Source organism: Alteromonas sp. CyTr2 (genome assembly GCF_947311905.1).
Lineage (GTDB): Bacteria > Pseudomonadota > Gammaproteobacteria > Enterobacterales > Alteromonadaceae > Alteromonas > Alteromonas macleodii.
Genome location: NZ_CAMZMZ010000033.1, coordinates 30964 through 51673, shown reverse-complemented (window position 1 = coordinate 51673; position 20710 = coordinate 30964). Strand labels below are relative to the sequence as shown.

Here is a 20710-nt window from a genome sequence, read left to right as displayed (position 1 = left end):
TGTGCGCTTAGGCCTTTGATTACTTGAAGTTGTCATAAAGAAATCCTCTTTATGTCAACGTATTTTAGGACGGGACATAAAAATAAAAAAAGGCGGCAATATTATGCCGCCTCCATGATGAGATTTTTACTTCGCTTTATCCTGCCTTGCGGGCTGTATCGTTGCCTTTGTCTTGCTTCGTGTAGACTTAGATTTAGAAGGAAGCGTGGCCTTGCTCGGCGCATTTTCGTAACGAATTACGCGCGTTCGATTAAAATGCGGATACATCCAAGGGCCATTGAAGCGATAAAAGGGTGAATACCAACCTGTGTGGTAATTGAAGAAGTAAGTATTTACATCATAAACCTCTTGCTTCCTCCACATGTGGTAGTCATCGGCAATGATCGTCGGATAAATGTAGGGCTGCTCACCCACCATGCCCGCAGTTGGAGCGGTAACTGTACCTAAAAACGTTGCCGCACGCCCTTCTTCAAAAACAATTGGGTCGACGAAGCCATCAATTTGTACTTTGAATCGACCCGACGTCTCTCCATTTGTTGAAGGCTTGCCATAATGATTTAGCGGAAAATGAGCGAGTTCAATGAACGTTTTGTTGGGCTTATTTTCAACACCAACAATCATTCCTCCCCATCTGGCCTTTTGGCCTTGCGCGTTCGCCCCCGACGTGACCGCTTTCGAATAGCTAACTAGCTGCGTTCCTTCAGGCACTTCTATGCTATCTGGGACTATTGTGCAGCCCGCAAATAAAAAGACTGTAAGTAAAACTAAATACCGAGACATCGACGAGCTCCTATAAATCCTAGAAAATGCTGCGTTTGAATAAAAGTCAGTCTACAAGCACTGGGTTGTTTAAAAAATACAGTGAAATTTCGATTACAACCCGCCTCTACTTTCATGTATCTCTTTATGAGAAAAAGAAAAACCGAATACCAACAACCAAACATTAGCATTTATACGAATGGACAACCACTGCCGTTCAAACACTATGTCGCTTAAATGAGATAGATCATCCCAACCAACAATTTGTAGAGTATATACGGTAGGCTTTTGTTCAAAATACACAGCGGGTTTTAACAATTTGTTAAATTTATCTACGGTGTGAATTATGGTGCTTGGAATTGAACTACGCGTAGATGTCCACGCCGAACATAGATTGAATAGACTCGCGTTGCTGCTGCTTTTCAAAGCTTGTGTATGACGCTATGGCATTTTGAGAATACGTGTTGCCATCTTCACGAATGAATTGTTGGTACGCTTTGGCGTTATCCGTTCCCTGTTCGTCGGGCGCAACAACAATCGCCCTAGCAGACGATTCGCTTTGCCCTTTACTTTGCTGTTCAGGGTCTTTGTTAATTTTAGCGACACGGCCTTGCGAAGGTTCGGAAGACGGTACAGCGAAATTATTATTGATAATCATACAGAGTTAACTTAGGCAAGAATCATACCATTGGGAAGCGAGCTTTAACCTTAAGACTCGCTCCTCTTTTCCCGTTGCTCGATTTATTTATTGTTAGTAATGGGCGCCCAATATTTGGCGGCGTGTCGTTACTCTCTGCCAGGTAATTTTTTCCACGTAACTTTATCGCGCAGATATACAGGTTCTACATTCACAGCGTCAGATACTTCGCCTTTACTATGTGCATCTATTGCAAGTTTAAGCATGTATTGCGCGTTTGGAAGTGTGATGTCAGACGCTACCTCACCACATACTTCAGACTTCCAGTTATCAAGCTCCTCGTAGGCAGACCAGCCGGTGCCAGCTGCAATTACAGTCGCGCCGTTTTCTTCTCTAAGTACATTTAGCTGTTCAATAGCCAATTCGGGCGGACAAACTTGCTCTTCAGTGCAAAGTACAAGCCCATTTTGCGACTGAGAGTAAACCGCGAAGTACACTTCACCCATACGCGCATCAGACGCGACGGCAATCAATGCATCTTTATGCTGAGTATTAGACGCTACTTCAAACGCCATAGCTTCAAGCGTACTCACGCCCGCTACTTTTAAGCCTGTCCCTAACGCTAAACCTTGAATCATTCCCGTCGCTATGCGAACACCGGTAAAGCTGCCTGGGCCTCGACCAAAAGCCAGTAAATCTAGGTCGCCCAGCGAAACCTTTGCTTCTTTTAACACCTCATCGACCATGGGAAGAAGTCGCTGACTATGCTGCTGTGGGCATATCTCGAAACGCGTTATGACGGTGTCTTTGAATTGAAGCGCAACCGAACAAGCTTCGGTTGCGGTATCTATAGCTAAAATGTTCATGTTTATCTCTTATTTCATATAAGCTGAAAACGGGGCTAATGGCGTAATACACGCCTACCGCTTTTTCAGTGCTTTAACTTAGGCTTCATCAATGCCGGCTAAAAATTTTTCCACTTCGTCCAAGCTTCTTGTTCTTTTCATATCTGGCAAGCTTCCGACGAAGGTTTTGGCGTAAGGCTTCGTCACTAATCGATTGTCACATATAACCAGCACGCCTTTATCTGAAGGATCTCGGATGAGTCTTCCCGCGCCCTGCTTTAACGTAATAACAGCTTGGGGAATTTGAATAACACCAAACGGGTTTGCTCCACGTTTTTTTACATCTTCCATACGGGCTTGAAGCAGCGGGTCATCAGGTGACGCAAAGGGCAGCTTATCAATCATCACGCAAACCAAGTCGTTGCCGCGCACGTCTACTCCTTCCCAAAACGCGCCTGTGCCCATTAATACCGCTTTTTCATCTGCAAGGTACGCATCCAGCAATGCTTGCTTGGTGGTAGTCCCTTGCACCAGTAGCGGATTATCTATCTCATCTTCTAGCTTCTGCGCAATTTCTCGAAGCATAGCGTGACTAGTAAACAACAAGAAACATCTCCCGCGACTTGCTTTGATTAGCCGTTTGGCTGTTTCTAGCAAAGTTTCGCGCATAGCGTAGCTGTTTGGTTCTGGTAAATAGCGGGGCACGCACAGCATGGCCTGTTCGGGGTAATTAAACGGGCTATCTAATCCTAACGTTTCTGCGTCTTCTAAGCCCATGCGGCGCTGAAAGTGATCAAAACCGCCGTTTACCATTAGGGTTGCCGAGGTAAAAATCCACCCGCGCGGCGGCGATGATACGAATCGTCTGAATTTAGCGGCAATTGATAAGGGCGTTAAATGCATAATGAGATGGCGCTGAGTAGTTTCATACCACAAACTTACATTTTCTTGCTTATTGTCGCTTAACGCATCTAACTGCTCTCTTGCAGCCACAACACGTTCGTACATGTTGTCTAAATCTTTATCGCGGCCAATATGGAGTTTACACACTTCATGCAGTACACCTAGCGCTTCGGCCAGCTTGCCCACCTGCATGCGCACGTCGTCACGGTCTAACGCCTCAGCCCAGTTGCCGCGTTCAGCCGTATCCGGGAACAATAGCCGTAAATCAGAGGCAATCATCCTGCATTTGTCAGCCGCTTTATCTAGCTGCCCAGCATCTTTTAGCACTGTTCTGAACAATAGCGTGATATCTTTCGCAATATCGTGAATTTGTCTTGTCGAAAGTGACTCGCCAAAGTAATCGCTGGCAATATCGGGAATTTGATGAGCCTCATCAAAAATAATCGCATCAGCTTCTGGAATAAGTTCGCCAAACCCTGTGTCTTTCAATGCCATATCAGCAAAGAAAAGGTGGTGGTTCACCACAATAATATCAGCATCCAGCGCCTTTCTGCGCGCTTTTACCAAGTAGCAATCTTCATAATCTGGGCAATCGCGGCCCAAGCAGTTATCCACTGTAGAGGTAACCAGCGGTAAAACACGGGCATCTTCGGGAAGGGTTTTAAGCTCCCCCATATCACCTGTTTTCGTAGTACTAGACCAACGTTTCACTTCTGAAAGCTGACCCAATACCTCTTTTTCAACGAGCGTAGAGTTGCCGCTGTGCTGCGCTACACGGTGTAGACAAAGATAGTTTGAACGGCCTTTTAACAGTGCAGTTTTTCGCTTGCTGCCTAAGGCCTTTTTTACCAGCGGTAAGTCGCGGTGAAATAGCTGCTCTTGTAAGTTTTTAGTCCCTGTAGAAACAATGGCTTTTCCGTCGCTCAACAATGCCGGAGCGAGATAAGCGAAAGTCTTTCCCGTTCCTGTACCGGCCTCTACTATTAAACTACCTGTGGTATCAATAGCGCGCTTAACCGCCTTTGCCATTTCAGTTTGAGCTTCGCGAGGTACAAACCCCTTGATAGCACCTGCAAGGAGGCCATCTGAAGAGAATACGTTATTTATTGTGGGCATGGTTTAAGCGCTGTCATTACTTTTCTACTTTAGGCCGCGCATTATGCCAAAAAGCCTATGGAATGCCCATTAAAGGTTTGCATTTTAGCGTCAGCATTTGCTACCTGACGCCTTTTAGAGTCAAAACAATTGTTAAATTTTTGATGAAAAGAATTTGTCTTCTAGAACAAAAAAATTAGCTTTTTAATCTTAACACTTAGGCGCAATATCCAGCTCGTAAATGTTTATACTCAACTATTAAACGAGGTAATTATGAAAGGTTTACGCTTTATAGGTTTAGGCTTAGTAGGTTTAAGCGCAATGGCGTTCTCTGTAATTGCAGCTGCATCAGACGAAGCACCTGCAGAGCTGGTAGCGGAATTAACCCAGTTCTGTAAAGAAATCGCTGAAGAAGAAGGCACAAAAGGCAAGTCGGAAGACGTATTTGTATTAGAGTGCGTAAATGATGAGCTAGAAGCTGAAGGTTACCAGAAACTGAAATCTTTAAACTGATCTATTAAGGTGAGTTACTGATTCACTTTAACTGAATGAATGATAAAGCCTCGCCAGAAATGGCGGGGCTTTTTTGTGCTCTGCTTTTGAAGTGCCTTTTCGAGTTCCCTAGCATTGTATATAGCAATGCATGCAAAGGTGGCTTTAGTTGAACGCATCAGCGTTCGAAAAATGCATCAACCAAATCGGCGAGCGACTCCTCTAGCTCTTCTTCGAAAGCATCGATATCAATACCAAAGCTATCCATATATTTAGCCGCATTGTCACGGGAAAGCACGGCATTTTTTATCTGAAATTCAAGCTCGGGCAGTGTCTTGTCGTAGCGGGGCTTAATGGTCCATCGCAAACAATGACCATGGTTGTCTTTTAGCCTTTTTTTGGCAAATACACAAAACTCTTCAACGTAGTCAGCACCTTGCGGCCCAAGACATCCCGGTTCTATGCGGTACATTACCAGCAGCTTTTTATATAGCGGAAGTCGCGTTTCCATCACATCTTCATTTAGCTTAAAGACTTGATTATCGGAAAATTTGGAGAATTTTGCCAGCCACGCAAGGGGTGAATACGAGAAATATCATATTCACCCTATATCATTACTCTGCTAGTTCAGGATCTTTGATGAACAAGATGTCCATGATAATTGCTGGGTCCCACTCGCGCATCTCTGCTTCGCATTTCAGTCGAATTTCATCTAACTCACTGATCGTTGCAAACGAGAATGCATCATCCACAATAATATGGACTAGCAGATAAACATCCCTACCCCGCTTACTAATTCGCACCTCCACATGCTCATACGGTACGTCAGCCAACGTTTTTTTGAATTTTTTCTCGATTACCGCCGAGATAGCTTCAGGCGGCGCTTTATTGATTACCTCATTAAGGCTTTCACGCAGGATCTTAAACGGCACCGGCAACATTGCTGAGCCAAGAATAATCAATAAAATGGGATCAACGTACGGCGACAGCGCTCTATATTCAGTCAACTCCAACGCGTAGGCCAGGATAAAAGCGAACAAAATGGAGGCACTTAGCACACCGTCTATCATCCAAGTGTGAGAATCCACTTTTACTAAGTCGGACAGCAAATGCTTGCCTTTTACACGCATGTAGAAAGAGATACTAAAACAGCCCAACGTTGCTACCACACCGTAGACCATACCAATACCATACTCAGCTGCATGCCCACCTGCTAATAAACTCTGAACAGAGCTCGCGACGGCATACACACACGTAGCAATAATAATAAGCGACTTAAACATGTTTAACGTAGGCTCAATTGCCGTGTAACCAAAGTGAAATCGGTCATCATCAGGACGTTGAACCAAGTTAGCTACTTTTAGCGTTAGCATTGACATAACAAAAGCAATTAATGAGTAAGCAGCATCAAATAAAATAGCGCCAGAGCTGGTTAAAATGGCAAAACCAAGCGCAATAACGACAAATGCACCGGCAATATAAAAAGAAAGCGTTAATAGACGCTTTTCTTCAAGGTGATGGAAGCCAATGTCCATGAAAATCACTTCGAAATTAAGGTGCGCGGATTCTACTCCGATATTTTAAAAAAAATAGTGCTTTAAATAAAATATTGCTATTTTTTTAAGCAATTCAGTGATACATAGCGCCTATATTATTTCGACTCAACGCACTGCGTTTTTAGCACCCGTTTTAAACTATGAAAATCGTTACCCATCCTTCTATAAAAAGTTACTTTGATGCTGATGAAAGCCGGCAGGAAGTCGAGCAAGCATTCTCTCGAGGGCTTGCTTATGCGGGCCATTCCCTAATGGTGCCAGAGAAGTTTAGCTATCAAGTACTGCCTCACTTTAACGACCGTTATGCGTTGTTTAATCAAGGTGAGAATTATGAACTTATATCCAATATTTGCTTACATCGACAAGCTCAACTTCTTGAAGGGCAAGGCAGGGCACGCAGCATAGTTTGTAAACTCCACTGCTGGGGCTATGACAATACAGGCCAGCTTAAAGGTGCGCCCCACTTTAAGGATGCCCCTAGCGGTCAGTTGAAAAAGGAATCACTGTCAGTGTGGAACGGTCTTCTATTTCGAGGGCGATCTCCTAATATGGACTTATCTGCCCTTGGGCTTGAGGACTATCTCGACTTTACCGATTACTTTTACGCCGGTTCTGAAACGTCGGAATATCAATTTAACTGGAAGACATTTATCGAAATCTATCTAGAGAACTATCACGTGTACTCCATGCACCCTGGGCTTCGCCAGTTTGTTAAACCCGATGATTTAGAATGGTCGTTTGGCGATGATTTTTCAGTTCAAAAAGTTGGGCTAGGCGACCAGCTTACCAAGCGCACAACACCGCGTTACAGAGAGTTCCAAGACGCATTATTGGCACGATTCGGGCAAACACTTCCTCGCTTTGGCGCAATATGGTGCTTTTTGTACCCTAATATTATGATTGAGTGGTACCCAGATATTATTGTCGTCAGCACGATTTACCCCAAGGGTGCCGGCGCATGTGTAAACCACGTTGAATTTTATTATCCCGAAGCACTTTATAAAGATATGCCAGACTACTTTGCAGCGGAAAAAGCGGCCTATATGGAAACAGCGGTAGAAGATGAAGAAGCCTGCCTATTGCTAGAAAAAGGTCGACGAGCACTTTATTTATCAGGCGAAGAAGAACACGGTCCCATAGAACCGTTTTTAGAAGCAGGCGTGGCGCATTTTTACGATTGGCTTGCTAAACAGTAGCAGTCTTGGTGCTTTAAATAGTGGTATTTCACAAAAAAGGAGTTTTGATGAACAATTACAAAGGGTCTTGTTTGTGCGGGTCGGTAACTTTTAAAATTGAGGGTGATTTTGACAGTTTTTATCTGTGCCACTGCAAACATTGTCAAAAGGATACAGGTTCGGCCTTCGCAGCCAACCTGTTTTCAAGTTCGGCTATATTAACTTGGGCATCGGGTGTTGACGCTGTAGTCAACTTCACGCTCGAGAACACGCGTCATAGCAAAAGTTTCTGTAAAATTTGTGGTTCAGCCCTTCCGTGTACTCAACTCGGTGACATTCTAGCCGTACCCGCTGGGTGTCTGGATACAAAACTACTGATTAAACCTACTGCACATATCTTCGGCGTAAGCAAAGCTGCGTGGGAAGAAAGCTTAGAAACCATCACAAAATTTGAACGTTTACCGTAACAAACATTGAATACTCATTCGAAACCTAATGGCTTTATACTAAACAAAGTTCGCTGCTTGAATAACGGCAGGTCGATTGTTGCTCGCATTCAAAACATTCTCCGCTTAACGTGTTCCGTTTTTGTCAAAAATAGCGAGTAACTTTTTCAGAAAATTCTATAGATCTCACAATTCCGCCTGTCGTCACCCAACCTTTCAAAAAACATAAACCAATGATCTAAAAACATTTTATTGAAATGGCATATGCTGTGAATAACTCCATGTGAATACTCTCCTCCGTTTTTAAGCAGTATGGAGGCCGAAAAACCAAGGAGTTAGATATGAAAAAATTAACAATTGCTACACTAATCAGCGCCGCACTTTCTACTGCCGCGTTTGCCGGCAATGGTATCGAAAAAATAGACACCACATTTGCCGATTTGGATAACGATGACAACGGCTATATTTCACGAGAAGAAGCTGACGACGATGAGATTTATGCGCACTTTTCCAAAATTGATACCAATTCAGACATGCAGCTTTCAATTAAAGAGTTCAATGCTCATGTAACGAAGCACCCTCAACATTTCGATGACGACGTGCTTGCAACGGTAAAATCGATGAAAGAGAGTATGGGTACAGAAGGTACAATGGAAACGGAAGTTAAAGTTGATACTGATGTCGATGAAGTGGTTGCCGCGACGAAAGACAAAAGGCTGACTCACGAACTACGAGCTAAGACTGAGTTGAAGGCTAACGGAAACTTAGAAAAGACAAACGTTGACAAAGTCGCTGAAGATACTGTTGTTCACGATAATACGGTTATCGCAGATGAAGCGGTCATTGCGCGCAGTAAATTTGAGATGATGGACGCTAACAGCGACGGTAAGCTTACTAAAGCTGAAGCCTCGCGAAGTGGTGTAACACGTGATTTTGATAATATTGACGCAAATGACGATGAATTAATTACGCGTACGGAATTTAAGCGTTATCAGAGTAAGTTTGAAAGTAACTCAAGTGATAGTTCTGAAGAGTAATGACTAAGTGATGTTAGGGCCGCACGTGCGGCTCTTTTTCTACGTTTACAGCATGTTTTGGCCACGTGGCTTCAATGTTGTACACGGCAAGAACTTTCCTCAATAGTCCATCACTTTATCTAAGAGGGATTTTTATGTTAGCTTCCACAGGAATTAAAGGCCTACTTGCGTATCGAGCACTGCGAAAAATGAACAAGCCCAGCGCTAATACAACGCAAAATAAAGAGAACTTTATAACATCAAGCACTTTGAGCAAGGCGACAACACCTCCATCTGTCGTCGCCATTACGGGTTCTGCTTACGCGCTATCTAAGATGACGCATGCACCAAAGGTGCAGCGCTTTCTTTTAAAGTCGACGTTATCAGCTTCAGTGGCGGGATTATTTAACGCAGGGCTTAAACGTTTGATTGGACGAAAGCGCCCAAGAGCAGAGAGCAGCCCTGAGATAAAAGGCCCCGCATTGAAAGACAAATTTAACTCTATGCCATCAGGACATGCATCAGCAGTAGCCGCAGTGGCTGGTTCAATACCTCGTAGTTCTGGACCTTTATTGTTAGCGTCGGCGGCAGGCCTAGCTGCTACAGCAGTCATAGGAAAGTCGAGGACTAAGCGCGACGCGCATCACTTATCAGATGTTTTGGTGGGAAGTTGTTTGGGCTTTGGCGTGGCCTACGCGGTGTCAAAGCTCGAAAAGCCTGTTGAAGATGAAGTTGAAGGTCTTAAGCAAAGCTCTCATCTGCCGAATCGATTTAAATAACGCTAATCACGGAAATACGAGCTACGGTGTGCCTCCTTTCTTTATAGGAAGTGACACACCTATATTAGATGTAGTGCTCATATCTGATCTCACAGTTTCGATGGATAGGTTTAGACTCAATCTAACAGGCAGCTATGAGCGTGAAGCGGACGTCTGACATAACTCAGTTAGATAACCGCGTCAGGGGCAATGGAGTCTGTCGAGATAGCCACAAAAACTCACTTTCACTCGTCCGATAAAAGCTTTCCTTTTACGGACTGCCCATATTTTTACTTAATTTGAGTCCAACGTAGCGGTGTAATGAAGTTGGCAGAGTTATGTTCGAAGCATTGTAAGGCGTTTATCGCAAGAGCTTTACCTGAGTTACATCATAATCGCGAGCAAGCCATAAAGTGTCGTTAAATTTATCGAAGAGTGTCAACCACTTCTTATCAATGTTTCCCAGTACCCGCTTGGGGGTTAAGTTTAGAACAAATGCTTTATCACCCGATAGAGAATAAAAATGAATGCTATAGGGACTGAAGATTGTTTTAACCATCAGGTGTTGTTTATCTGAAGAAAAGCTCCCATGGCCGTGTTCAGTCGAAGTCACGTTAGAGATACCATCATCATTGATCACCGTTAGGTGCGTTGATCGCGTAGGGCACGGCTCTCTTTTGTGCCATAGTGATGGGCAATTAATGGCGAGCACAAGAGGCCTTTTATCAAAACAGATGTCACTACATTCGTGATACCAAGCTGTGTTGAACGGAAAAGCATACAATGGGGAATAATGAGCAAGGTTGTTATTTAAACTTATTTTTGAAATAAACCGTCCTCGTCTTTTATAAAAGAAATCTTCGAAAATTACGTGGATTGTACCAGTGTGTTCATCCATGTGAGCTTTTACCGGTGACGTTGAACGGTTTGCAGCATCCATTGGAAACGGTTCGGCGAAAGGATATGTTTGAAAGTGACTATCTGAGAGCGTATAGGTAACAACATTATCGGGGAATACACAGCCGAATCCAGATGTAGTTTTAAACAAGGCAGCACATGAGAGTTCTTCTAAGTCATACGATATCGTGTAGGAAAGAGGAACAAAGTTACCTTCTTGCAACGCAATAAATTGATACCCACTATCTTGGCTCCAACTCAAGGCCACGCAGCGTTCTTCAGGCAATGCCACGATGTCTATGACTGTCATTTGTAAATCATATTGATGAGTGATAGTTGATTTGGCTGCCATAGCTATTCCTTTAGATGCTTGTTCGCATAAATTGACCTGATATAAGACAAATTAGCTCTACACATTACCCTATGTTACAGGTGGCTTTCAGAGTGGGCTAGCGTGTTAAAGTTAAACGGAGGAATTATTTTGGTTTTACGTAATATATTAGTCGTCATCTTTACCTGTAGATGGGAGATTAGTACAGGAAAACTGTGATTGGTGTGCCAGTACTCTCGTCATGAAATAGCTTATTACTCCAGTTCGTTCCACCTCATGATGATATTCAATATACGATGAGTGAAAATATATAAAACGCATCAATTAGGAGGTTCGCAAGCTCCCTGAGACAATAACACGTGGGCTCAGTCGCTTCGCTCCAATTTTAGCCCACGTGTTATTGCCCCTAAGCGGGGCGTTAGGCGTCATTTACTCACAGCAATAAATGGTGATTCGGATGTGACATTACAGCATCAAGGTTGTTTCGCTAGGTTGTCTTTACAGCTTGCTTTTTTGATAGTTTCAACGGCTTTAGCAACGCGCTTTTCATCAATATCGCAACGCAAATATTCAACATCACCAGCTTTCTAAACTCGCTCTTTTATCCAGCAATGTCGTTAACATCTGGCATTTCGCACAGGGTTGTTTTATCTTAAATTCAATAATTTAAATAAGTGGTCTTATCGGCTAGTGGTAGCAGCAAAGCTGCGTGCGTTCATTTGTACGCCTAACAAAACGCTGTTGGCACTCCCTTCGGTCGCTGGGACACATTCATGCGGGGCGGCTTCGCCATTATGCCCCACATGCCTGCGCCCCTTATTTAAAAGTTAAGTCTCACGGAGGAGTAATATGAAAAATTTATATCTCATTGTCTTTATATGCCTAACAAGTAACTTTTCATTTGCTAAAGATGATTACTTCAGTCTGCGTCAAGAACTAAATCAGATGATGGAACTGGATCAAAGTACATTACACGGAAAAACTGATAGGGATTTCGAAAAACTTCGCATAGAGCAAGCTAATAGAATCGAAGAAATTGTTACTGAATTTGGCTGGCCCACTATCGATATGGTCGGAAAAGATGCTTCGCAGGCAGCATGGATAATTGTTCAACATGCCGACTACAACAAAGAGTTTCAAGACAAAATGCTTAAAATCATGCGCCCTTTAGCGTTAGAAGGAAAGATTAATCCTGCTAACTACGCATACCTTTATGATAGGACTCATCGCCCACAGCTTTACGGAACCCAAGGCAAATGTGATGGCACTGATTTCACACCATTTCCTATTCAGGACATTGAAGATATTGATAATAGAAGGCGTGAAATGAAAATGACTACAGCTCAAGCCTATTGGAATATGGCATCAGAGAGAATGTGTGGTCGTAAGTGAGACTTAACAACGCGCTTAAGTCACTCCCTGCCGTCGCTGGGACACATACGCGGGGCCGCTTCGCGATTATAGCACCACATATGTGCCCCATAGCTTAATTTTAGGCCTATAGAGGTAAAACATGATTTCAGAGGCAGATTGGAAACACTTCAAACAAGTTAAGGCAGATGCATTAGATAAATGCTGCCAGCAAGTTTTGGACGATGTGCGTAAAGGAATCGATGATCCCGAACTTTCAAATCATGCAAAATATCTTTATTTGTATAAATTGATGGAAAACAGCGACAAACGTATCGTCAACATATTCGATTACAATGCAAGGTCTAAAGCTATGCTGCAACTTGCATTAATGAAATCAGACGGCCTTCTAGAAGCTAAACAAATTAGCGGCTTCTCAGATGAGTTACAAAGTTTTATTAATAGCCGTGACTAACTTATCAGCACGGCCTAACAAACAAATTATGGCACTCGCTGTCGCTCGCTGGGACGCAAACACGTGCGCGGCTTCGCCATATTAGTAAGTTATGTGCTATTTGTAGCAAGAATTTTCGTAAAAAGCGCTTAATCAAAAAAAACTTATTTTTAGATGAGTAAAACAAGGATATTAACTCAATGAAAAAGAAAATTTTTATAATTTCAATGTTGTGCTCTTCGAGCGCTTTAGCAAAAAATGCTGTAATAGAGGAAGTACTAGCAGTTGAGGATGAGTCAGTTTCTACAGTGTTACTTCAATCGTGCGACGTTGAAATAGCTAGCGCCAATAATGACGAACTTAGAAACAAATCTAAAACGAAAAGATTATTACAAGTAAAAGCCGCTAATAATGTCTATTATGCTCCAAGTATTGCATTATTTGAAAGAGATCAAGGTAACTGCGAATTAGTAATTAAAGGCTTGTTACATAAAGAGACTTCGTGACAACCTAACAATGTCAAATTTTGTAAAACGCTGGTCATTTGGGGAAGCACATGACAATCGCAAGCAGCGGACGAATGTCTTCGAAAAGCAATTTCATATTAATGGCTGAATACAATAAATGGATGAACGCATCTATTTATTCTGCTGCGTCGAATTTAGGCTCAGAGGAACTTGCCAAGGATAGAGGGGCTTTCTTTGATTCTATCATTGGTACACTCAATCATATTTTGGTGGCAGATATAATTTGGCTTAAACGTTTTGCCACTCATTCTAAAACTTTTACTGCATTAGATTCGTTAGCATCGAAGCCTAAGCCTGAAAAACTAGACTCACTTTTGTTCTCAGAGCTCGCCCTGCTTAAACAAGAAAGAGTAAGTCTGGACAACACAATCTTGAATTTTGTTAATCAGCTTTCCGAGGGCATTTTAGCAAGTAACCTAAACTATCAAAATATGAGAGGCGTCTCGCATTCAAAATGCTTCGCACATCTACTGCTGCACTTCTTTAACCATCAAACTCATCATCGTGGACAGGTTTCTACACTGTTGTCACAACTTAGTGTAGATTTAGGCGTCACGGATTTGCTGGTTAAAATACCCAACGCTTAAAGGGTATAACAAGCCACTAAAGGCGCTCGCGCTGATCGCTGGGGCGCTAATACATGGGCTGCGTCACTTCGATCCTAATTTAAGCCCATGTATTATCGCCCCTTAGTGGGGTGTTACCACCGTCCGCTTCTGGCACATATGCGACTCTCAGATTTGATTGAGTCCTATTATTCGAATCTGACAGATCAAGTTGAGACTGATTCACATCAGAATCACATTAGATTCACATTAGATGAATTAAGTAAGCACCTAACTTTCGGGTATAGACTTGATCACTTCCTCGATTTCACTGTTACCACTCAAGCGTGCGAGATCGATAAGATAACCTTTTTCTAGCTTATTCAAAGTATGCCCTTCAAGTCGCGTCTTGACCTCTTTTACATCACCATTGGCAATGGATGTTTTCAGCGCAGCGTGATTATTTAACGAGCGGTCTTCGCTTTTTTCAGTTGGATCATTCGTAGTCATAGTTAGTCCTTAATCTTTACTCAGTAAAAAATGAAAAATCTTATATACCTTTTGTAGTTAAACACTACGCCAAACGATCAACGCTTCAAGCTACCCAAATTTCAAACTGCCAAGGTTCAAGCTCACAGACAGAACCAGCTTCAAAATTTCGCTTCTCCTCATGCTGCCATTGTGTATATTCGTCTTGAAACAATGGTTCTTCAAAGGTCACCTCTAGATACTCATTTGAAAAATTAATCACAACGAACACTTTTTCACTTTCACTACAACGTACAAAGCTAAATACCTTATCCATCTTAGAGTTTGGCACCTGTATCATTCTTGCCCCGTACTCTCCGTTCCCTAGCACGGCTTTGGACTTTTTAAGAGCAATTAGCTTGCGGTACAAGTTGCCTATTTCATGTTCTTGCCAGTGTATAGGATCGTGCTCAAAGAACGCTAAACGCTTGGTTTCACCAGCTTCTTGTCCGTTGTGAATGAGCGGCATACCTTCACCTACCACAGACAACGCAATGCAGGCTTCAAGCGCATCACCAAATTGTTCGCGCTGAGTGCCATCCCAGGCATTTTTGTCATGATTACTAACGAAGGTCATTCTGTAAGCGGAGTGAGGCCAGCTGCGTTCGTTCCACGAATAATACTTGCGCAACCTATCCAGCGAACATTGTCCGTGTGCGAGTTCGTGTAGCGTCTCGTTCCAACTCCATGCGTATGTCATATTGAACGCATTTTCGTGAAGATCTCGATTCTCCCATTCAGCCAACATGAAGACTGGTCTGATTGCGCTTAGCGTTTGCACTGCTTGCTGCCAAAAATCGTTGGGGACATACCCCGCTACATCACAGCGAAACCCATCAATGTCAAACTTTTCAACCCAATAACACAACGCGTTAATCATGTATTTGCGAAGGCCAACGTGTTCATAATCAAACTCTATGATATCGCTCCAATCCCACCACGGAGATGGACGAAAATCTCCTTTGTAGTCTTTGGCGTACCACTCGGGGTGCTGTTCAACCAAAGGATTATCCCACGCACTGTGATTTGGCACCCAGTCTATGATGACTTTTAGCGAAAGCTTGTGCGCTTCATCCACCAGCGCTTTGAAATCCTCTTCGCTACCAAATTCAGGGTTAATGGCCAGATAGTCTTTTACTGCATAGGGACTTCCAAGCTCTCCCTTTTTATTCTTTTCACCAATAGGGTGTACAGGCATAAGCCAAACAATATCAGCGCCAAGTGATTTAATGTGGGATAACCCCTTTCTCACTCCTTCAAAATTACCTTGCTCTGAAAACTGTCGTGTGTTGACCTGATAAATAACAGCGTGAGATGACCATTCTGGCTGAAGCACGTTATATCGTTTCTTAGGAACAGGATTGATATCCATATTATCTTTCCTTATCGAGATTAGCGTTTAGAAGAAGAATCTGGTTCTGCGTCGAGTTACTTTAGGCTTCAAATTGCAGCGAGCTGGGCCTTTAACTGCCGCAAGCTCGTGGCTTAAAGAATAGGTAAACTTGTAACACCTAAAATTAGTACCCAAATACCGAAAAAAAGTTTTAGACGCTGAACCGAAAATGCTAAAACAACAAACTTTGCAATCGTTCCACCGACTATTGCACCAGCCCCAGCAAACAAAACAACCTGCCATACCACAGACTCGCTTATAAAAGCGTGATACGGCAATGCAGACCACACAGTAAAAGCCGACAAGATAACCGCGCTGGCAATAGACAAAGTTACATTAAACCCTCGAATTATGAGGTAAACAGCGACTAACTCTCCTACTCCTACCGAAAGCCACGCGGTGATAATGCCGCCTAAAAAACCAATGAAAGGTAAAAGCAAAAGATCTTTCGTATGTAAGTCTTTTTTGAAATGGGTACGCTTCATTAGCGGAATAGAAGCAAATATTGCGATTGCTAATAGAATAGAAAAACTACCAAAAGCGATGTGAAGGTTATTGACCCCACCCCACAAATGCTCTAGAAGCCGTGTACTTTGAGAAGAATACTGAGCGAATCCTATGCCGCATATTGACGAGGGAACCGTTAACATCAGTACACTGGGTAATGCCTTCCAATACTGATCATACTTGTGTTGGTGTTTATAATACGCGGCCCAAGCTAGTGCCCCCGCGGTCATACCACAGCATTGGATGGCGAAACTCGTTGCCACAACGCTTTGCGCAGAAAATGACAGGTAGTTAAAAAACGGAACGAAAACCACGCCACCGCCAGCTCCAGTGGCGTTCGCAAATATAGCACCAATAACGCCAAGAACGCTGAAAAGCCCGAACTCTTTAACAAGCTCAATAGGGGCTGGTTGCGCTAGCAAACTGCCGATCCATAAAAATAAAAGTACTATCAACGCTGTTTTGCCAGCGTTTTGCTTGATGAGAGAAATCACATACGTCCTTAAGGCAGATAATACGGCAAGTTACACGGCATGACTTTTCTAAGTACGCAGCCAACTAGCACCTGTACAATTTTCAAACTATTGTTATCCCACTACGTATAAGGTTTTACTTACACAGATATCATATACAGCATTTTAAAAACATGGTTGAAGTATCTACATTTGAGCACCAGGTGCAACTGCATCTTTCGCCAAACCGCTCAGCAACATGGCAACAGACAAAGCACCTTATTGCAGCTTTTGCCCTTTTTATCAGCTCGATAGCTATTGCTTGGTCACTGGCCGGTGCGTGGGTCATATTACCTTTTGCAGGATTGGAGGTCGGGTTACTGGCACTGATTATGTATTTGGTTTCTAAAGCAACATACCGCTGGGAGACGCTCTTAATTTCATCAAACAGCATTCAAGTCACTAGCTCGAACGGTATCAGCATAGAATTCTTCCGCCCTGATACGTCCTTGTACTATAAAAAAGACTTGAGCTTAAAATGTGCGCCACAGCTTGTGCTACAAGCCCCTCTGCAGCAATTTGAAGTGGGATCATTTTTAAATTTAGAAGACAAAGAGCGTGTTCATGAATGTATGCAAAAGGCGGGGATCGCAGTATGTTCGAATAAGTGGTGGTAATTCGTGTTGCTTTGAAATGCAACCAATGCGTAAGGCTCCTTATCGTGCATGACACAAAATTAATGATCATTGTGGCTATTTTCGACTAATTAGATACAAGACGCAGCTATAACGAGTTGCGACCTAATGAGGGTTACACTATGAACTTATACATCGAGTCACTAGAAGGCGGCAATTACCTCGCATCAACCGGTATGGGCGCCTCACGCACCTTGGTTCGCGACAACAAGTCACAACCTAAAACGTTTCACTGTTTGAACGAGATTAGGGAGCATTTTGACTCTCAAGCCTTTGAGAAAGTTTGGCTCCGTCAAAGCACACCGTATGAAGAAATGGTTGGTCAAACCGATCATCCCGGTGCGTTAGAGCTTGAAATTGAGTGGTAGCGACTTGCAGGTGTACTAGCAAGTAAGACCAATAGTTTTCAATGTTCCATGCACCACTTAGCACGTTTTTTGCGTACAACTAATGTGACGTAAATTAAAACGGTATTTTATTGAATTAGAAACAGTAAGAATGGTCTTCTTCTGTAGTTAATAAAATACCTACATGCTAAGGAGAATTGCATGAAAATAAGTAAGTTAGCTATTAAATCTGTGTTTGTGGCTGCCGTGTTAGCCTTGACGGCGTGCGCTTCGATGGGCGACGGAACTGTTGCTGAAAAGCGACAAGCTATTTTAGATATGCAAGATAACGCGCTTGCCCGCCTTTATTCTGAAAAGCCCGATACGCGCTCTCAGGTAAAAGACGCTGCCGGCTACGCCGTATTTACCAATGCTAACATCAACGTATTCTTTGTGGCGGCGGGCACAGGCTATGGTGTTGTAAACAATAATGTAACCGGCGCAAAAACATATATGAATATGGCCGAAGGTGGCGTAGGCCTTGGCTTAGGCGCAAAAGATTACCGAATTGTTATGGTTTTCCACACACAAAAAGCGATGAATCACTTTATTGAAAATGGATGGACCGTAGGTGGTAACGCGGATGTAGCAGCGAAAGCCGGTAACAAAGGTGCATCTGCAGAAGGCGAAGGCTACTTGGGTAACGTCACAGTGTATACTATGACTGAAAGCGGCCTTACATTACAGGCCACTGTTAAAGGCACGAAATTTTGGGTAGATAAAGAACTAAACTAATTCTGCCCTAACTATTCCTAACCATATTAGCGATTAGCGCTCCAACACACCGAAGGCCTCTTGAATGCAAGAGGCCTTTTTATTTTTTCTGCACAACTGCCCGCTACCGCTCTAAACCTTTACAATAAAAATATCCCGCGGCTCAAGACTAATATCGCAAAGACTCGCCAATCCAGGAAAATGCTTAGCACTTTTCAATCCTTTATCTGCGTAATATTGCGCAGTGTACACATCGGCTGATGTAAGTATTATTGGACATCCAAACGCCAGAAGCATTATTGCAAGCTGCCATACAGACTTTTTTATACTAACCATAACGCTTTCCATTCTAGGTATATAAAACCACGTGGTTTTGCGGTGTTGATTTTTTTCGCTGTTTAGTGAGCGATTACTTGAAAATGCAATGGAATTAAAAGAAGACCACAACCCTGAACTGCGTTTGTTGGGTATTGTTGTTAATCAATTCAATAGCCAAGCAAAGCTTCCAAGAGAGTTAATTGAGACACTTAAGCAGCAAGATTTGCCAGTGTTAGAAAGTTATATAAGTGCCACGGTAAAAGTGAAAGAGTCTCACTCTAAGCGAATGCCGCTGCCTTTCTACTTACCTAAGCACAAAGTGACGAATCAAATTGCAGCTTTATTTGAAGAACTCAATGCGAGCAAAACCTAACGCTAACAAGTTTCGCTAAACATCAATATCAATATGCTTAAGCCCCCCCTCGCTGTTACCTCGCTCTTTATCTTTCGAGTTTTCAGCTGATTTTTCGATAATCTCAGTCCGCTTCACGTCTTGAAACTGATCGCGCTCTTCTTCACTAAAGTGCTCGGACTTTTTGGTTTTTTGCACTTTCTTCACGCGGTCGTCCGTCTCAATCGGCACTTTTGTGTTGCGAGGCAAAATGGGAAACAGTAGATCGTTGCTCATACGCCCTCCAGAAGTTTGCATTTGTCTCTATAACTTATCGGCAACGAGTTGCCTAAAATTACGGTTCAAAACTAATTCATAACGAATTGTTTTATTATATACACATTAAATTAGAGTTAGTGTGCCAAAAGAGTTCACTTTAACCTTGCAAATCCTAATTCAAAACGCTAATGTTTCAGCCGTTCGAAATTAGGAATTAAAATTTTTAAAATGATTAACTGCGCGACGAAACATCACCATCACCACAAAGCATAACCTTTCAGGTTCGTGCTGGAAGGTCTATGTATCCTTCCAGTGGCGCAGATAAAACAAATTCTCGACCCTCGGAAGGAAACTTCCGGGGGTTTTTCGTTTTAGGCGCAATCAAAAGTTAAAACACAACGTGTAAGGAACGTTTCAATGAGTAACAGCAAAAGACTTCGAATTGCCGTACAGAAATCAGGTCGATTGAGCGATGACAGCATTGCCCTACTGAAAGCTATAGGCATTAAACTCAATATTCGTGATCGCCTGCTGATTGCGCATTCTACGAACCAGCCTATTGATTTGCTTCGCGTGCGTGACGACGATATTCCAGGTCTTGTTATGGATGGTGTAGTAGACCTAGGCTTTATTGGCGAAAATGAGCTAGAAGAGAAAATGCTAGAGCGTAAAGCTGCGGGCAAGCCATTCGAATATGAAGTACTGCGTCGTCTAGACTACGGCGGCTGCCGCCTGTCTATTGCGGTACCTAATGAGATGGATTATCAAGGAATCCAGTCGCTAGAAGGCAAAAAAGTAGCAACAACTTACCCCTACCTACTTGAGCGCTACTTCAAAGAACAGGGCATAAATGCAAAGGCTGTAATGCTACAAGGTTCTGTGGAAGTGGCCCCACGAGCAGGTGTAGCTGACGCTATCTGTGACCTTGTATCTACCGGTGCAACCCTTGAAGCTAACGGTCTTGTTGAAAAAGACGTTATTTTCCGCAGTAAAGCGGTACTTATTAAGCGCGCTGATGGCGAGCTTAGCGACGAGAAAGAAACACTGGTTAACCGACTAATGCCACGTGTTGATGGCGTATTACTAGCAAAAGAAAGCAAGTACATCATGCTACACGCACCAAAAGCGTATTTAGAGCAGGTGAAAAGCCTACTTCCAGGTGCTGAAAATCCTACGGTTCTACCACTTGCTGGAAATGAAGAACAAGTTGCTATCCACGTTGTTTCTACAGAGACCTTGTTCTGGGAAACCATGGAGAAACTTAAAGCCCTTGGTTGTAGCTCTATTCTTGTAATGCCAATCGAAAAAATGATGGGCTAAA

Annotated in this window: 25 protein-coding genes and 1 other annotated feature; of the genes, 14 read left to right on the top strand and 11 right to left on the bottom strand. The window is 43.0% G+C overall.

Translation table 11 applies throughout. The features are described from left to right. Positions 1–126: 126 nt before the first annotated feature. From QME20_RS15595 to QME20_RS15580, 4 genes are all read right to left on the bottom strand, one after another. The gene (locus QME20_RS15595) at positions 127–780 is read right to left on the bottom strand and encodes a Slp family lipoprotein (RefSeq protein ID WP_014950007.1); all 654 of its coding nucleotides are present in this window, start codon (positions 778–780) and stop codon (positions 127–129) included. A 343-nt stretch (positions 781–1123) separates the two neighbouring features. Further along, complete coding sequence (locus QME20_RS15590; RefSeq protein WP_014950008.1) at positions 1124–1417, bottom strand: hypothetical protein; 294 nt, start codon at positions 1415–1417, stop codon at positions 1124–1126. A 128-nt stretch (positions 1418–1545) separates the two neighbouring features. Continuing rightward, positions 1546–2262, bottom strand: coding sequence for a tRNA (adenosine(37)-N6)-threonylcarbamoyltransferase complex dimerization subunit type 1 TsaB (tsaB, locus tag QME20_RS15585; RefSeq protein WP_281716210.1), 717 nt, complete (start codon positions 2260–2262; stop codon positions 1546–1548). Positions 2263–2340: 78 nt separating this feature from the next. Continuing rightward, positions 2341–4260 (bottom strand): ATP-dependent DNA helicase, encoded by a 1920-nt coding sequence (locus QME20_RS15580; RefSeq protein ID WP_014950010.1) that lies wholly within the window; start codon positions 4258–4260, stop codon positions 2341–2343. 252 nt (positions 4261–4512) lie between these two features. Here QME20_RS15580 and QME20_RS15575 point away from each other — a divergent pair, with 252 nt between their 5' ends. Then, on the top strand, positions 4513–4752 hold the full coding sequence (locus QME20_RS15575; RefSeq protein ID WP_014976932.1) for a hypothetical protein: 240 nt from the start codon (positions 4513–4515) through the stop codon (positions 4750–4752). 157 nt (positions 4753–4909) lie between these two features. Here the strand turns inward: QME20_RS15575 and QME20_RS15570 are convergent, their stop codons facing one another. Together QME20_RS15570 and QME20_RS15565 are read right to left on the bottom strand one after the other, a co-directional pair. Beyond that, on the bottom strand, positions 4910–5242 hold the full coding sequence (locus QME20_RS15570; RefSeq protein WP_014950012.1) for a hypothetical protein: 333 nt from the start codon (positions 5240–5242) through the stop codon (positions 4910–4912). Between the two features lie 103 nt (positions 5243–5345). Then, positions 5346–6266, bottom strand: a complete 921-nt coding sequence (locus tag QME20_RS15565) for a cation diffusion facilitator family transporter (protein WP_168462831.1) — start codon at positions 6264–6266, stop codon at positions 5346–5348. 161 nt (positions 6267–6427) lie between these two features. On the opposite strand from QME20_RS15565, the gene QME20_RS15560 reads away from it, so the two are divergent. The 4 genes from QME20_RS15560 to QME20_RS15545 all read left to right on the top strand — a co-directional run bounded on the left by QME20_RS15560 (position 6428) and on the right by QME20_RS15545 (position 9703). After that, positions 6428–7483, top strand: coding sequence for an SRPBCC family protein (locus QME20_RS15560; protein WP_168462830.1), 1056 nt, complete (start codon positions 6428–6430; stop codon positions 7481–7483). A 47-nt stretch (positions 7484–7530) separates the two neighbouring features. Then, positions 7531–7929, top strand: coding sequence for a GFA family protein (locus QME20_RS15555; protein ID WP_187446645.1), 399 nt, complete (start codon positions 7531–7533; stop codon positions 7927–7929). A gap of 320 nt (positions 7930–8249) precedes the next feature. After that, positions 8250–8945 (top strand): calcium-binding protein, encoded by a 696-nt coding sequence (locus QME20_RS15550; RefSeq protein WP_187446644.1) that lies wholly within the window; start codon positions 8250–8252, stop codon positions 8943–8945. 134 nt (positions 8946–9079) lie between these two features. Beyond that, complete coding sequence (locus QME20_RS15545) at positions 9080–9703, top strand: phosphatase PAP2 family protein (protein ID WP_049587711.1); 624 nt, start codon at positions 9080–9082, stop codon at positions 9701–9703. 340 nt (positions 9704–10043) lie between these two features. Here QME20_RS15545 and QME20_RS15540 read toward each other — a convergent pair whose 3' ends face one another. Next, entirely contained in the window at positions 10044–10931 is an 888-nt protein-coding gene (locus QME20_RS15540) for a hypothetical protein (protein WP_187446642.1), read from the bottom strand. An 828-nt stretch (positions 10932–11759) separates the two neighbouring features. Here QME20_RS15540 and QME20_RS15535 point away from each other — a divergent pair. The 4 genes from QME20_RS15535 (at position 11760) to QME20_RS15520 (ending at position 13828) form a co-directional block, all read left to right on the top strand. Further along, the gene (locus QME20_RS15535; RefSeq protein ID WP_071959937.1) at positions 11760–12302 is read left to right on the top strand and encodes a DUF6624 domain-containing protein; all 543 of its coding nucleotides are present in this window, start codon (positions 11760–11762) and stop codon (positions 12300–12302) included. 121 nt (positions 12303–12423) lie between these two features. Continuing rightward, the gene (locus QME20_RS15530; RefSeq protein ID WP_159578111.1) at positions 12424–12735 is read left to right on the top strand and encodes a hypothetical protein; all 312 of its coding nucleotides are present in this window, start codon (positions 12424–12426) and stop codon (positions 12733–12735) included. A 179-nt stretch (positions 12736–12914) separates the two neighbouring features. Further along, positions 12915–13220 carry a hypothetical protein gene (locus QME20_RS15525; protein ID WP_187446640.1) on the top strand — a complete coding sequence of 102 codons (306 nt, stop codon included), beginning with the start codon at positions 12915–12917 and terminating at the stop codon, positions 13218–13220. Between the two features lie 50 nt (positions 13221–13270). Then, entirely contained in the window at positions 13271–13828 is a 558-nt protein-coding gene (locus tag QME20_RS15520) for a DinB family protein (protein WP_236552046.1), read from the top strand. 249 nt (positions 13829–14077) lie between these two features. On the opposite strand, the gene QME20_RS15515 is transcribed toward QME20_RS15520, so the two are convergent. The 3 genes from QME20_RS15515 to QME20_RS15505 all read right to left on the bottom strand — a co-directional run bounded on the left by QME20_RS15515 (position 14078) and on the right by QME20_RS15505 (position 16708). After that, entirely contained in the window at positions 14078–14296 is a 219-nt protein-coding gene (locus QME20_RS15515; protein ID WP_049588654.1) for a hypothetical protein, read from the bottom strand. 85 nt (positions 14297–14381) lie between these two features. Beyond that, complete coding sequence (locus QME20_RS15510; RefSeq protein ID WP_281716209.1) at positions 14382–15686, bottom strand: alpha-amylase family glycosyl hydrolase; 1305 nt, start codon at positions 15684–15686, stop codon at positions 14382–14384. Positions 15687–15799: 113 nt separating this feature from the next. After that, entirely contained in the window at positions 15800–16708 is a 909-nt protein-coding gene (locus tag QME20_RS15505; RefSeq protein ID WP_281716208.1) for a sulfite exporter TauE/SafE family protein, read from the bottom strand. 152 nt (positions 16709–16860) lie between these two features. Here QME20_RS15505 and QME20_RS15500 point away from each other — a divergent pair, with 152 nt between their 5' ends. The 4 genes from QME20_RS15500 to QME20_RS15485 all read left to right on the top strand — a co-directional run bounded on the left by QME20_RS15500 (position 16861) and on the right by QME20_RS15485 (position 19152). Next, on the top strand, positions 16861–17343 hold the full coding sequence (locus QME20_RS15500) for a DUF2244 domain-containing protein (protein WP_014950020.1): 483 nt from the start codon (positions 16861–16863) through the stop codon (positions 17341–17343). Positions 17344–17459: 116 nt separating this feature from the next. Then, the gene (locus tag QME20_RS15495; protein WP_257721543.1) at positions 17460–17729 is read left to right on the top strand and encodes a DUF6482 family protein; all 270 of its coding nucleotides are present in this window, start codon (positions 17460–17462) and stop codon (positions 17727–17729) included. A gap of 180 nt (positions 17730–17909) precedes the next feature. Continuing rightward, positions 17910–18482 carry a YSC84-related protein gene (locus QME20_RS15490; RefSeq protein WP_014950022.1) on the top strand — a complete coding sequence of 191 codons (573 nt, stop codon included), beginning with the start codon at positions 17910–17912 and terminating at the stop codon, positions 18480–18482. 373 nt (positions 18483–18855) lie between these two features. Beyond that, entirely contained in the window at positions 18856–19152 is a 297-nt protein-coding gene (locus QME20_RS15485) for a hypothetical protein (protein ID WP_336246532.1), read from the top strand. A 15-nt stretch (positions 19153–19167) separates the two neighbouring features. Here QME20_RS15485 and QME20_RS15480 read toward each other — a convergent pair whose 3' ends face one another. Beyond that, entirely contained in the window at positions 19168–19407 is a 240-nt protein-coding gene (locus QME20_RS15480; RefSeq protein ID WP_014950026.1) for a hypothetical protein, read from the bottom strand. 230 nt (positions 19408–19637) lie between these two features. Further along, positions 19638–19756, top strand: a sequence feature (His leader region). 50 nt (positions 19757–19806) lie between these two features. On the opposite strand from QME20_RS15480, the gene hisG reads away from it, so the two are divergent. Further along, positions 19807–20709: an ATP phosphoribosyltransferase gene (hisG, locus tag QME20_RS15475; protein ID WP_014950027.1), complete on the top strand. Its 903-nt coding sequence runs from the start codon at positions 19807–19809 to the stop codon at positions 20707–20709. The last annotated feature ends 1 nt before the right edge of the window (position 20710 follow it).